This is a genomic window from Microcoleus sp. B3-D7 (assembly GCF_036705305.1).
In the GTDB taxonomy this organism is placed as follows: domain Bacteria; phylum Cyanobacteriota; class Cyanobacteriia; order Cyanobacteriales; family Microcoleaceae; genus Microcoleus.
Genome location: NZ_JAUBUE010000042.1, coordinates 1 through 13,631, shown reverse-complemented (window position 1 = coordinate 13,631; position 13,631 = coordinate 1). Strand labels below are relative to the sequence as shown.

Below are 13,631 nucleotides of genomic sequence, written 5' to 3'. Positions count from 1 at the left end.
ATCACCAATCACCAAGGACTCCCAATCATCACAAAAGCCGACCAATAATAAGGATGCGACAACTTCAAATCCGCAAACCCTTGCAGCGAAGCCGGCAACTCCACCCCCTCACCCCGACTCAAACCCCGCAATCTGCCGCCCTCCAAACGCACATCTCCCCGCAACATCGCAATTTGCGCTTGTCGCAGCGCCGCCCCCTTAATTCGCGCCGTCTTCAACTGCTGGTAAAACTCACTCATCAATCCCAAAGTACCTTCATCACTCACGTACCATAAACTTCCCAAAGCCGTTTGCACTCCCGCTTGCAGCGCCAACCCCCCAAAACCCAACTCCGCTTGTGCATCTCCCACCGCAGTCCGACAAGCACTTAAAACTAACATATTCACCTGCGGATCATTCAATCTCAAATCCCGCAATTGATCCAGTCGCAGCCGACTATTCCACAACTGAATAAAAGAATTATTTGGTGTTCCAGGTCGAAATTCGCCATGAGTAGCTAAGTGAATAACCCCAAAAGGTCGGCTTTGATGCTGTCGCTTCAAATTATCCAAAGTGAAACCCTCATTTAGAAAACTAACTCCCGGCCACTCTCTAGAAATAGCAGCTATTTCAGCAGGAACTGCTGGCAAAGGATTCAACTCGGAAAATTCCGAGGCCCCCATTGCTAAAACTTGAGAATTTCTGAGATCGACGTAGCGAGTATCTGTTAAATTAATGCTGGGCATCAGGCTGAGATTGTACTTTTCCACCAAAAATTGCTGTCCGTCGTGCAAAGCAGCAAAGGGCATACCTCTCAAACCTCGATCGACAACAAAGGAAATAGTATCCGTTTCGCAGTTTTTCAAACTGTCCTCTAAAGGCGCAATCATCCACTTATAAAGCTGTTGCGAAGATGGTAGATAACTCGTAGTAGCCCGCACCCCCGGTTTGGTAATCTCACCTCTGAACTCATTTACAACTTTCAGCAGTTCTTCCCGGTTCGCTGACGGCACGCTTTTGTGCACCGCTTCACCGCAAGAATTTATTAACACTAAGTTTAATTTTTCCCGCTGCGAGAACAGATAAATTAAGCTGGGTTTTGTGCCGGTTTGTGCACCCACGGATGCTAACTTTTTTTTAATTTCCTCTGGGGATACCAACTCGTCGCTGATGTTGATGCCTAAATATTCTCCGAATTCTTGGCTGAAAGATTTGTCCAGCAGAGACAAAGCTTCCGATATTTTGCCGGTTTCCAAATTCCGGCCGATATCGCCGCGAAATGCTGACTGAATAACTGAATCTCTGATATTTGAATTGATGAAATTTCTCAGTTCTCTGGGAGAGTGCATTCTTTCGGGCGGCATCCTTTCTCCGGGTTTTCCTATATCTCGCGATATTCTGTTTTGGTTCTGCCGCTGTTCGCGACTAAAGGGTTGGTTGCGATCTGGAAAAAGTGCTCTCCCTCTATCTAATGGGAATCTATCCGTTGGCGATGGTGAAGGAGTTGGATTTGGTGAAGGAGTTGGATTTGGTGAAGGAGTTGGGGTTGGATTTGGTGAAGGAGTTGGGGTTGGATTTGGTGAAGGAGTTGGAGTTGGGGTTGGAGTTGGAGTTGGGGTTGGAGTTGGGGTTGGAGTTGGAGTTGGAGTTGGAGTTGGAGTTGGAGTTGGAGTTGGAGTTGGGGTTGGAGTTGGAGTTGGCGGAATAATATTGACAGCGCCATCGATCGGCGCAGCACTACCGTTAATTCTCGCATCTCCTTCCACAAAAGGTATCGGCGGGTTCCTATCGCCGCCGCCGTGGCGGATCGCAACCGATCCGGCCCGATCGCCCCTAACAGTCGAGATGCTAACTGGAGTGCCGTTTTGGTTGTTGAAAGTATCAGTTACTCGAACAAAATTGGGAGTTTCTATATTAACGTTACCGCCCGGAGCATTTATGGATGAAACACTGATATCATTTTGGGCATTAAGAGTGACTGTCGGAGTTCGCTCGAACCCAATCGAATTAACATTTATTCGCTCAATTCTGATTTCGTTTCCGGCTAAAATCCTCACTATTCCTGAAGCATCTATATTGCCAGTGCTAACAGTTCCCCTGCTGCTAGTGACATCAACTGCAACTCCCTGCAAATCTCGTGAATTCACATCGAGCGGCGCTATTAAATTGACATTTCCTGTTGTAGCGTCTGTATTGCCAATATCAATACTTCCCGTATTGCTAGTTACATTAACTCCAACTCCCCGCAAATTTCTTGAATTTACATTGCCAGAAGTTGTCAAACTTACATTTCCTGTTGTGGCGTCGGTATTGCCAATATTAATACTTCCCGTATTGCTAGTTACATTAACTCCAACTCCCCGTAAATCTCCTGAATTCACATCAAGCGGCGCTATTAAATTGACAGTATTTTCTGTTGCTGTGGCGCGTCCACTCTCAATAATTCCCGAAGTGCTATTTACATTAACTTTTGTTCCCAGCAAATCCCCTACCTTTACATTTCCTGAACCTCTTATATTAATATTCCCAATAGATGTAGTATTACCGATCGCAATATTTCCCCGATCGCTATTGATATCGACTGAAGCCCCCAGCAAACTCTGTGCATTTAAGTTGCTGGTTGCTCTCAAAGCAATCCTAGCCGCCGGAGCATTGATGGAATCAACGCTAATATTAGTTAGGGCATCCAGATTGACTGTAGGGATAATGGGATTAACTGGATTTGTGGCGACAGGATTAACAGTTATTATCCCTGTATTGATTTGCTGTCCTGCTACAATTCTGACATCTCCAGAAGTAGCGATCGCCCCCGTAGCGACACTCCCCGTACTGCTGCTAGCATTGACAGTCGCAGCGGTGAGATTGCCGACCGTTAAGTCCCTAAAAGCTGTCAAATTGATATTCTCAGTTGCTGTAATATTGACAGGTGTAGTATTAGGCACAATGATATTGGCATCAGTCAAAACCCCCAAGGCCCCGGAGTTACTGGTAATATCAACATTAGAGCCCTGCAAAGTCCCAAAATTCACATTGCCAAAAGCTCTGAGTTCGATCGCCCCCGAAGTCCCAGTATCGATCGACCCTGTTACTATATTACCCCGAACAGTATTCAGACTAATACTGCCGTTGATATCAGCACGAGAAATGTCACTTGTCAATATAATATTGTCATTAGCTTGAATATTAATTGTCGAACTAGACGTTAATCTGCCCCCAACAATCACTCCTGCTTCCCTGCTTTCGAGACTAATTTGACCGCCATTAATATCTCTAGTTGCGATACTTCCCGGCGCTGACAAAATCACCGGCCCGCCAGCCGAAATATTTTCAACATAAATCAAATTATTCGACAAAATAGACGCAGGAGTAAATATTGCATCGTCACCTAAAGGATTAGGTTGTTCATTATCACCCGGAGTATCCGTAGGAGAATTAGGAACATTAGGAGAATTTGCCAGATTTTGCACTCCCGCCCGCAGAATTAAGGCCGGACTGCTGGTTAAAATAGCAATATCTGGATCGCCACTCACATTTTCCCTACCCAACGCAATATCGGGGCCAGTAATTGTAATTTCCTCACCAACAATGCTCCCCTTCGCCTCGACTTTCAGCGAAACTCCGGTATAATCACCAAAGAAAACATCTCCTTCCGAACTGATAATCGGGTCAAATAAACTCACGAAATTTCCCGGCATTCCTGACAAATTCCGCACAGAGAAATTGCCACCAGAAACAAAGTGGGAATCCCCCGAAATAATGCCGTTGCTAACCAAACTCAAGTTGCCGCCGCTTTGGAATTGCGGGGGAAGAGATAAGCCGCCGATCGCATTTTGAGTGAGAATATCAATAGTGCGAGATCCCTGAATGTATAAATTCCCCCCAGCCTGCGCCAAAAAAGGATTCTGGGCGCTGTCCCTTACCCGCACCGCATCCCCACCCAGCAAACTCAAATCCCCCGTAGTTTGCAGCCTAGCGCCTGCTAACGTGAGATTTTCCGCAGCCGATAAATTCGCACTTCCCGCATTCAACTGCGGCAGCCCAGACACATTAGCAGCAATCGCCACATCGCCAGAATTCACCTGCAAACCAGAACCCACAAGCCGCACAGAACCGTCATCCGCAACCGCAACACCCGCCGCCTGATTTTGCCCAGTACCTGTCAGCAACTGCGGCAAAGAAACAGGATTCAAAGTCTGTGGAGAATTACCAAAATTTCCGCCAGTTGCTATTTCCAAACTCAACAAATGCCCCGGTTGACTAATGCGGAGAACATTTCCGCCCCCAACAGCAGCAACAGTAATTTGCCCGCCCGGGGCCGACAACTGCCCGGTACTAACAACCGTACCGCCAAGCAAAGCCAAATTTTGCCCCGGAGTCACCGCTAAATTGCCAGCATTAACAATACTTCCCGGTACACCCGCACTAAGATAAAAAGCATTTGGCGTACCCACCAAGGCGCTAAAATTATTTGTACCCGCAGCATTAAACAAATTTGAACCAAAACCGACACCATTCGCAGTAGTTGCAGTAAAAGCGGCCGGCACATTCAAACTCGCGTTCGGGCCAAACACAATCCCCGCAGGATTAATTAGAAAAAGATTAGAATTGCCCCCCGTGACAGTAATTAAACCGTTAATTAGCGAAGCGTCCCCGCCAGCAATTCGAGCTAATATATTTTGAATAGCCGAATTAGTCAGAAAATTAGCAATTTGACCCTCATTCAAGCCAAACTGCCCAAAACTGTGAAAAAGATTGGCGCCGTCTCCCGACAAACTGCCGCCGTTGATATCATAGCGGTTGCCGCTGGGGGTGACAACAGTACCCGTACCGTCAGCCGCAGGCACTATGGGCTGTGCTTGCGCGAAAGTATTAAAAATTAACAAAGAAAACGGACAAATAAATAGCGCAACCTTTTTAATCTTTAAGTTGGCATTTTTCATAGCAGCAAGTAAAACTATCTCAATTGCCTTAATTATCGCACTTGCAAACAAGTTACCTCTAAATAACAAATTAATTCGCTGATGACAACTCCCAAAATCAAAAGCCTCTACACCGACGGCGCTTGTTCCGGCAACCCAGGCCCAGGTGGCTGGGGTGCAGTAGTTTGCTTCGCCGACGGCAACTGTCACGAGCTCGGGGGTGGAGACCCCCAAACTACTAACAACCGCATGGAAATGCAGGCGGCCGTCGCTGCGCTGGAATTTTTTGCCAATTCCGGTCAAACCGAACCCGTCACCGTTTACACCGACAGCGAATACGTTAAAAACGGCATCACTAAATGGATTCAAGGCTGGAAAAATAAAGGCTGGAAAACCTCAACGGGCAAAGATGTTGTCAACCAAGACCTTTGGCACCGGCTAGACAAGCTGAATTCCCGGCACATCAAGTGGGAACACGTCCGCGGTCACTCCGGCGACTTCTACAACGACAGATGCGATGAAATCGCCCGCAGCTTCTCGCACAATCTCACTCCCGAACTGCAACAGCAGAAACCAACGGGAGACGAGGCCGGGGCGGGCACGGGGGCACCGCCCCTACACTTGGAAAACACAATTGTTTCGGAAGAAACGGACGCAACTGGTAACAAAACGATAGAATCCTATGTCATAACTTCTGACCTTCCGATCTCCAACTCTACCATGATGGATTCAACTGCCGATACCCTGGAGAACTTGCCCCGCGAGGTGAGGGTTCAAGACCTCCGCAATCTGATCGAAACGTTGCACATCGCCGACGAGGTTGCGACGAAAGGCTACTTGATTACCAGTTCTGAACTGGCTGATTTGATGGATGTCAATGCCAGCGCTGTCACCAGTCGTGGAGACAACTGGGTTTGGCGGAATTGGGTAGTTTCGCGGGTGCGGCGCGAAGGCAACCAAATTCTCTGGCAATTAGAGAGAATCGACCACGTTAGTACAACTGATTAGTGGTTAGTCATGAGTTATTAGTTGATTAATAACTGATGACTAATGACTGTCTCAAAGCAAGATTTGGCAAAATTCCGTAGGGACACAACAATGTTGTGTCCTTTTAGTCATCAGTTTAGTAAACAGACTACTTAACATCAGTCCCAGTTAAAAGAAAGAATCCAACTGTCTGTCAGCCCGTACTCCAAACCCTCATAAAATCAGTGATTTTGCATCTAAAATCTCAAATAGAAAATCTAAAATAGCATGAGTATCACCTTGCGAACAGTCACTGCTACCAGATATGTCACTCCCTTACGCGAGGGCGGGTCGCTACCCGCGATCGTCGAAGCAGATGATGATGGTTTGTACGTGCTCAAATTTCGCGGTGCGGGTCAGGGAGCCAAATCTCTGATCGCGGAGCTAGTGGCGGGAGAGATTGCTCGCGCCTCCGGGCTCCCAGTCCCCGAACTCGTCTTTGTTGAACTCGATCCCGAGCTGGCTCGCACTGAGCCTGACCCGGAAATTCAAGACTTGATCCGAGCAAGTGCTGGTCTCAACCTCGCCCTCGACTATCTCCCGGGCTCGATCACTTTTGACCCGATAGCGGGGAAGTCTGAGGCGGATTTGGCCTCAGAAATCGTCTGGTTCGATGCTTTTGTGACCAACATCGATCGCACGCCGCGCAATGCAAATATGCTGGTATGGCACCGCCGGCTTTGGCTGATCGATCACGGTGCAGCCCTCTACTTCCACCACACCTGGAAAGATTATCTCTCGCGCAGCCGCGATCGTTTTCCGCCAATCAAAGACCACGTTCTACTGCGTTTTGCCAGTACGCTGGAAGCGGCAAATTCAAAGATGACTCAAACGCTAACCCCGGACATCATTCGCAACATTGTTAAACTAATTCCTGATACTTGGCTGGTGGGAGATTCTCCTTTCAGCGATAGCAACCAACAGCGGAATGCTTATATCGAGTACCTGCTAAATCGGCTAGAATCACCACATATTTTTTTGGAGGAAGCGATTAGTGCCCGATCGATTTCTTTATGATTATGCCATTATCCGCGTCGTTCCCAAAGTCGAGCGCGAGGAGTTTATCAACGTGGGGGCGATCGTTTCCTGCGGTACGAAAAAATTCCTCGAAGCCCGTATCGAAATTGATGAACAGCGCTTGATGGCGATCGACTCAACGTTGGATTTGGAAATGATTCGCAATCACCTAGCAGTCATTCCCATCATTTGTGCAGGCGGCAAGGAATCTGGCGCGATCGGTCAACTTCCCCACAGAGATCGCTTTCACTGGCTCGTAGCACCCCGCAGTACGATCGTTCAGACATCGCGGGTACACACTGGTTTTTGCCAGAATCTACCGGGTGCGATCGAACACTTGCTCGATACAATGGTGCGATCGTCTTGCCGAAAACCATCTGTAAACGCTCGGTTGCTAGCGGCTGGAATTGACACTCACGAGATGCGATCGCACTCTAGTTAGCGTCAGCTTGTCGGTGAGATGCTGCTTTGAGCTTGGTGAGCGATCTATCCATTTCGGAAAACAGCCAGAATAGAAGCATCCTCAAGCTGTTTTAGCTAAAAATGAGAACGCCAGAACAAGAGTCTTGACCGATAACTTTTCTAAAGTGTTAGCAGCAGTTTCGCAAGGTAGAAAGATGATGCAAATTGAACAGACCAATATGACTTTCCCTCTCTGGGGTTTAGCAATTTTCATCCTGTGGACGATCGCGGTCGTTATCTTGTTGCTAGCAGTGAGGATTCGGCATCTATCTGCGGGTGGCTCAGTAAAAGATTTCGGCACACAAAACGACGACAGCTTGCTTTGGCGACTATTTCGAGTACAATCCAACTTGATAGAAAACCTGCCTTTGTATTTGGGAGTTGTTTTTCTTCTAACAGTTAGGGGTGTTTCAGGAACAGCAGTAGATTTGCTGATTGTTGTGTACATTGTATTTCGGCTGGTACATTCAGCGATTCACATCGCTGGCCTCGATCCAAAGTTTCGGTTGTTCAGCTTAGTAATTCAGTTAAGCTGTTTGGTCGCGTTAACTATTATGGCAGTTTTGTAGGTGAGAAATTACGCGGCACATATATAGTAGGGTGCGTCAGGGGCAAATCTTAATTGTTTCTTACACAGCGTAAGTCAGACGCACCTTACAAGTCGATCGCCCCTGTGACATTACTGCCTGTGATTTGGCTAAATTATCGAAGTTTATGAACCGAATATATCGTGCGATCGCTGTTATTTTAATTGTATTAGGCTGCATTACTTTTGTTTTACTTCAGCCACCGCAATCAGCCTTAACCGTGCCACCTCCAGCGCAAGAATCTCCGCCTCGCGGAGGAGATGTTGCGGAGACAATGAATTTTAGACGGCACTTTCAAGAACTAGGAGTGGAAGGATCGATCGCAATTTACGACTTGAATAGCGATCGGCTTTATCAACACAACCCGCAGCGTAACGCCACAGCTTTTTTACCTGCATCTACATTTAAGATTCTCAACTCTCTGATTTCCTTAGAAACAGGGGTAATTTCAGATGAGCTTGCCGTTCTAACTTGGGATGGAATTCAAAGGCAAATTCCCGCATGGAATCGAGACTTGAATATGAGAGAAGCCATAAAACTTTCCGCCGTTTGGTTTTACCAAGTTCTCGCCCGCCGACTCGGACACGAACAAATGCAAAAATGGGTAGCTAAAGTCGGTTATGGCAACCAAAAAATCGGTAACAAAGACGATATTGACAAATTCTGGTTAGAGGGAGAACTGCGAATCACACCCAACGAGCAAATTCAATTTCTCCGCCGTCTGTACAAAAATGACTTACCCTTCTCCGAGCGATCGCTGTCTTTGGTGAAAGACATCATAATTGTTGAACAAACTCCCGATTACACAATTAGGGCAAAAACAGGCTGGGCCAGCTTTGGAGAACAAACAAAGCCTCAAATTGGCTGGTATGTAGGTTATTTAGAGAAGAATAAAAATGTTTACTTTTTTGCTACAAACATTGACATCCGCAACAATAATGACGCACCTGCAAGAATCGAGTTAACCCGCCGTTGCTTCAAGGATCTTGCGCTGCTGTAACTGCGTTATTTGTTCTCTTATATTGGCAAAAACGCTAGCGGTTAGGCTAACGGTGGCAGCCAAAACAGCCATTTATTCGATGCCTGAGTTCGATCGTAGGAAGCCGAGTCTTTTAAATCTTTTAGGACTTACGCAATTGGCACATATAGCAATCCTTGCAGGAGTCGTAAACTTTTTACTCCACCCCAACCCTCCCCTTACCAAGGGGAGGGAGTAAGAAACGTAATTGCTCAACTCGGGGAAAAAAGGGAGCCATCAATAGAGAGAGCTTGTTGAATGGATTGATAAGCAGCTAAACCCTGTCGCTTCCCAGTATTGACAACTGAACGAACGGCAGCAAACAAATCTCGGCCCCATTCCGAACGGAAGCCATTGGTAACACGACGAAATATCACGCTCATCCGAATCGCCTGTTCACTCTGATTATTCGTGGGCGGAATTGTCGCATCTTCCAAAAATAGAAATAAATTGTTAATCAGCCCACCATAGCATTTTCGTAACCGGATACCATCCTTATGTTCTAGCTCTAAATTTAAAATCCTGGTTAATCTTTCCTGTAAATTTTCTCGATATCGCTTCAGCCTCGTATCGTCCATTTTTTCTCGTCGTCGATGGATGATAAAAGCCCTTAATAATAACCTCTTCATCCCTGGGGCAAAAATCCTGTCCCCAACATCAATCGCATATTGGCAATCCCGCAATTGATGAGCCAAACACACTTGCCATTGTGGTGCTGGGTGATTTTTTTGATCGCTAAATAAATCAGACACCCAGATATCGGGACGATGTTCTCCTAGAACTTCGTTAATTACTCCACTGGCTCGACTGGGGCGAATAACGTGTAAGCAAACATCCTGGTTCTGAAACACCCACTCCCACTGATTCTGTCCCTTAACTCCCGCACTCGTTTCATCTGAACAAATTAATTTTGCCCGCCGCAACCGTTGTAGTATTTGACTTACTTGGTCGTCTAAACTGGTTTTGACTTTTGCCAACAGGTTTGCGATTGCTCCTTCTGATATCTTTAGTCCAAAGACGGAGCCAAATATCGACGACAGCCGTTCGTAGCTGATGGCATGAGTGTAACGAAGATATGTGACGCGAGCTTTGAATTGAACTGCCAAACGGTGTACCTGGTTCCATTCCCAATGGTACAGGTGCAACATATTCGGTCTGACAGCAGGCACACTGACCACCATAACGTTCTATTCGGGTGACAATGGGGCGAATTAGGGGTAGTTCGATTTTTTCGTAGACGGATTGCAATTTTTGGGCAGCAGTGGTGACTTTCTCTCCACACTGGGGGCAGTTTTTGAGTTGGGCGATGATTGTTTGGTCGGGCTCAGGATGTAGCTGTCTTCCCCCTCCTGCTCTTCCTCGGCTTCTTTGTCTTTTTATCCCCTCAATTTTCGATGGCTGAATGTTTGGCTTGAATCATGAGGACGGTGGAGTGCTGGAATTTTTGCTAGTTTTTTTGGGAGATGGACCTAGTTTTGGTTGGTCTGTGGTTGCTAACGCTCCGGTTAGTTTTTTGATTTTCTCCCATAGCTCTACTATCAAGGCTTCTTTTGCCTCGTTCGATAGCTGTTTTAGGTCGGGGAGTTTTTCCATTCCTTTATCTAATGTCTATCTTGTCTTCTTGTCAAGGGGGTTGAGCAATTACTAAGAAACTCACAAATGATGGGAGGATTGCTATATATATAGTTGGTATAGTGCTATGTATCATTCTTCGCAGTAAGGCGACAATCATCTAAGAGAGCATTAAGTTCTTCAACGACTAGCCAGGGGTTTCGACCTTTCAAACAAGCTACGATCGCTGCTTCATAGGGATTCCTGCCAGTTTTTCTTACTGCTGCGATCGCCTGTTTGTTAGACAATCTCCGCCTGCTGACCAACCAAGCAGCCAAAACCTGTCCTGTACGTCCGATCCCCCCAGAACAGTGAACTACCACCCGTTCGCCTTTGCTATCTGCCGATTCCAAGAACGGCAATATTTGATCGATTAAAATATCGCGATCGACCAATTCAAAATCTGCGATCGGCGCCCAGCAAACTCGATCGCACCCAAATATTTTCCTATATGTTCCCAGTAAGTCACTGTAGCGGATGAGTTGCGTCTGAGCAAGCAAGCAGCAAACTTGCTTGATATTATGCCGCTGCATAAATTCAATCCACCGAGCAATTTCTGCATCGCGGTATCCTGGTCTGGCTGCACCAAACACAATTAATTCATTCTCTGAAGCCGCAGCGAATTTGTGCATAGTGTTTTCAATATTTTTACCTACAGCAGATTCCATGTATATATGATACACTGTATTGAGTACATAAGCGAAAAAAATGAAACCTTATTCGAGCGAATTTCGTGAGAAAATAGTTAAAAGTTATGAACAAGGTGATACATCAATTAGGAAAGTAGCCACCAGATTTGATGTGAGTAAAGGGTTTGTTCAAAAAATTTTAAAACAAAAACAAACGACTGGTCATGTTCAACCCAGAAAACAGGGTGGAAGCCTTAAAAGCGTGTTACACTCGCGCACAACTGAATTGACCCAGATGGTAGAAAAATATCCGGATAGCACGTTGTCAGAATACTGTGAATATTGGCTTATGAACTACAAGGAAGCTATCAGCCCTAGCATGATGTGTCGCGAACTAAAAAAACAAAATTTGACCCGAAAAAAAAACTATACGCAGTAGCCAGTCTGCCACTGAAAGAGTGCAAAAATTGAGGTGTGAATATTGGGAGAAAGTGAAAAATATTGACCCTGACAACCTCGTTTTTTTGGATAAAATGGGCGTTTTATTGGGTTTAACACGAACCCATGCACGTTCAAGATGTGGTAGTAGAGTCTACGACTTAAAACCATTTTATCGGGGTGCAAAAACCACAGTTGTCGGAGCAATAAGTTTAAAAAAAGTAGTAGGAATAATGACCCTAGATGGGTCGATAAATGGCAAGGCATTTTCCGTTTTCATTGAACATTTTTTAGTACCCAATTTATGGAAAGGTGCAGTAGTTGTTATGGATAATCTCCCAGCCCATAAGCTGGCGGCGATTGAACCCTTGATTGAATCTGCTGGCGCCACTGTCCTCAATTTATCACCCTATTCTCCGGACTTTAATCCGATAGAATTATGGTGGTCACAACTGAAAGCTTTTTTACGTCAGTTCTCGCCGACCACTACTAAGATGGTTGATGTTTTACTGGCTACTGCGCTTGATTTGGTGAATACTAAGCACTTCAAAAACTGGTTTACAAACTGCTGCTACTGTACTTCATAAACGTGGAATCCGCTGTATAATTAAGAAAGACGCACAAATCCTGAATCTACAGTGAAAAACAACAGCTCGATCGGTTTAATGAACTGGCTGCAACCCAAACCAGAAACTGTTTTGTTATGCGACTCAAGTGCAGCAGCTTCTGAGATGGCATTCATGCTCAACGGTGAGTGGGATGGGTGCAATAGTTTGGTGCTCTCTAAATGCGACAAGGTAGCAATTGAAGCAGCCGCCCGTTTGCTGGAGACATCGTGGTGCTACCAAAATACTTGCGAACCCATTTTAATTCGGCTGGAAGTTGACGAATTGCTGCGCCGTTATGCGGTTGGAGACAGGTTTTTTATTAATGCTAACTTGCGATGCGCGCAATTGAGCGAACTTTGCTTGGCAAAAATTGATTTGAGTTATGCTAAATTAAATTTAGCTAACCTCAGCGGCACTAATTTAAGCAAAGCAAACTTAATGGCAGCACAGATCCCAGCAGCCAATTTGAGTGGCAGCAATTTGAGTAAATCGCAACTTGTGAGGGCGAATTTATCAGGAACCAATTTATCTGATGCTAATCTCAAAGGTGCTGATTTGAGTTATGCAGATTTAAGCAATGTTTGCTTAAGAGGTACCGATTTAAGAGGTGCTAATTTAGCGAGAACAGACTTAAGAGAAACAAGCTTAGAAGGGGCGATTTTTGAGTAAGACCAATCCCGCTTAAATACTTTCTCTCACACCCTCTGCGTACATCCTGTCAACACTTATCTGCGTTAATCCGCCACCATCTGCCGTTAAAGTTCCAAAGTAATTAATTGAGCAATTTCATCCGTTTTAAAACCCAACGCCATCGGCTTTTGTACTTGAGGAATCACTTGTAAATCATAGAGTTTTGTGACAATTCTTTCAAACCGCAACCAGTGAACGATCGCCCCATTCGTCAAATCAATCACCATCATACCACAGCGAGCCTCAGCATCCTTGACGAGCAACAACTCATCCAATTCTAAACCGCTAAAAATGTTGTCACATCCACGAGGTTTCGAGAGTCCAACAATTGCCCACTGTTGCCAAAAAGCTAGTCCTCGGATCTATCCCGGACAAAACGTAATTGCCTCAAATTTTCCTGTGTCTAATATCATTTTTTTAAAGATGTGATAGACTTGTGTAAAAAGTAAAATACATCTCCTAAAAATAAAATAAAGAGTAGGGAGAAATGGTAAAATAGCTTTTTTTCGGGGCTGAGTATGAGTTCGCTACTAGAATACATCACTAAAAACCCACAAGAGGCTAAACGGCTTATACCAATTTCCTAAAGTTCTGCTACAGATAAGGCATCTAAAATGAATTGCCATCCCGTCAAAGAAGCAATGACT

Annotated in this window: 12 protein-coding genes; 8 read left to right on the top strand and 4 right to left on the bottom strand. The window is 45.6% G+C overall.

The genetic code is table 11. The annotated features are described in order from the left end of the window. Positions 1-8: 8 nt before the first annotated feature. Positions 9-4,919 (bottom strand): CHAT domain-containing protein, encoded by a 4,911-nt coding sequence (locus tag QUB25_RS23045; RefSeq protein ID WP_333186498.1) that lies wholly within the window; start codon positions 4,917-4,919, stop codon positions 9-11. An 81-nt stretch (positions 4,920-5,000) separates the two neighbouring features. On the opposite strand from QUB25_RS23045, the gene rnhA reads away from it, so the two are divergent. The 5 genes from rnhA to blaOXA all read left to right on the top strand — a co-directional run bounded on the left by rnhA (position 5,001) and on the right by blaOXA (position 8,990). Then, the gene (rnhA, locus tag QUB25_RS23040; RefSeq protein WP_333186494.1) at positions 5,001-5,906 is read left to right on the top strand and encodes a ribonuclease HI; all 906 of its coding nucleotides are present in this window, start codon (positions 5,001-5,003) and stop codon (positions 5,904-5,906) included. Between the two features lie 246 nt (positions 5,907-6,152). Beyond that, a complete protein-coding gene (locus QUB25_RS23035) occupies positions 6,153-6,941 on the top strand; it encodes a HipA family kinase (RefSeq protein ID WP_333186491.1) in 789 nt (262 codons plus the stop codon). After that, positions 6,919-7,383: a DUF3037 domain-containing protein gene (locus QUB25_RS23030; RefSeq protein WP_333186488.1), complete on the top strand. Its 465-nt coding sequence runs from the start codon at positions 6,919-6,921 to the stop codon at positions 7,381-7,383. The genes QUB25_RS23035 and QUB25_RS23030 overlap by 23 nt, the downstream gene beginning before the upstream one ends. 175 nt (positions 7,384-7,558) lie before the next feature. Further along, positions 7,559-7,972 carry an MAPEG family protein gene (locus QUB25_RS23025; RefSeq protein WP_333186485.1) on the top strand — a complete coding sequence of 138 codons (414 nt, stop codon included), beginning with the start codon at positions 7,559-7,561 and terminating at the stop codon, positions 7,970-7,972. Positions 7,973-8,117: 145 nt separating this feature from the next. Further along, positions 8,118-8,990, top strand: a complete 873-nt coding sequence (gene blaOXA / locus QUB25_RS23020; protein WP_333186482.1) for a class D beta-lactamase — start codon at positions 8,118-8,120, stop codon at positions 8,988-8,990. Positions 8,991-9,220: 230 nt separating this feature from the next. Here blaOXA and tnpC read toward each other — a convergent pair whose 3' ends face one another. Both tnpC and QUB25_RS23010 read right to left on the bottom strand, forming a co-directional pair. Beyond that, positions 9,221-10,189, bottom strand: coding sequence for an IS66 family transposase (tnpC, locus tag QUB25_RS23015; RefSeq protein WP_333186479.1), 969 nt, complete (start codon positions 10,187-10,189; stop codon positions 9,221-9,223). A 516-nt stretch (positions 10,190-10,705) separates the two neighbouring features. Beyond that, on the bottom strand, positions 10,706-11,251 hold the full coding sequence (locus QUB25_RS23010; RefSeq protein ID WP_333186476.1) for a dual specificity protein phosphatase family protein: 546 nt from the start codon (positions 11,249-11,251) through the stop codon (positions 10,706-10,708). 76 nt (positions 11,252-11,327) lie between these two features. On the opposite strand from QUB25_RS23010, the gene QUB25_RS23005 reads away from it, so the two are divergent. From QUB25_RS23005 to QUB25_RS22995, 3 genes are read left to right on the top strand one after another with little or no spacing between them, the layout of a single operon-like run. Next, entirely contained in the window at positions 11,328-11,687 is a 360-nt protein-coding gene (locus QUB25_RS23005) for an IS630 transposase-related protein (protein WP_333186474.1), read from the top strand. 52 nt (positions 11,688-11,739) lie between these two features. Continuing rightward, the gene (locus tag QUB25_RS23000) at positions 11,740-12,273 is read left to right on the top strand and encodes a transposase (RefSeq protein ID WP_333186471.1); all 534 of its coding nucleotides are present in this window, start codon (positions 11,740-11,742) and stop codon (positions 12,271-12,273) included. A 51-nt stretch (positions 12,274-12,324) separates the two neighbouring features. Next, positions 12,325-12,963, top strand: a complete 639-nt coding sequence (locus QUB25_RS22995) for a pentapeptide repeat-containing protein (RefSeq protein WP_333186468.1) — start codon at positions 12,325-12,327, stop codon at positions 12,961-12,963. Between the two features lie 86 nt (positions 12,964-13,049). On the opposite strand, the gene QUB25_RS22990 is transcribed toward QUB25_RS22995, so the two are convergent. Further along, positions 13,050-13,346 (bottom strand): DUF4915 domain-containing protein, encoded by a 297-nt coding sequence (locus QUB25_RS22990; RefSeq protein WP_333186576.1) that lies wholly within the window; start codon positions 13,344-13,346, stop codon positions 13,050-13,052. Positions 13,347-13,631: the final 285 nt, after the last annotated feature.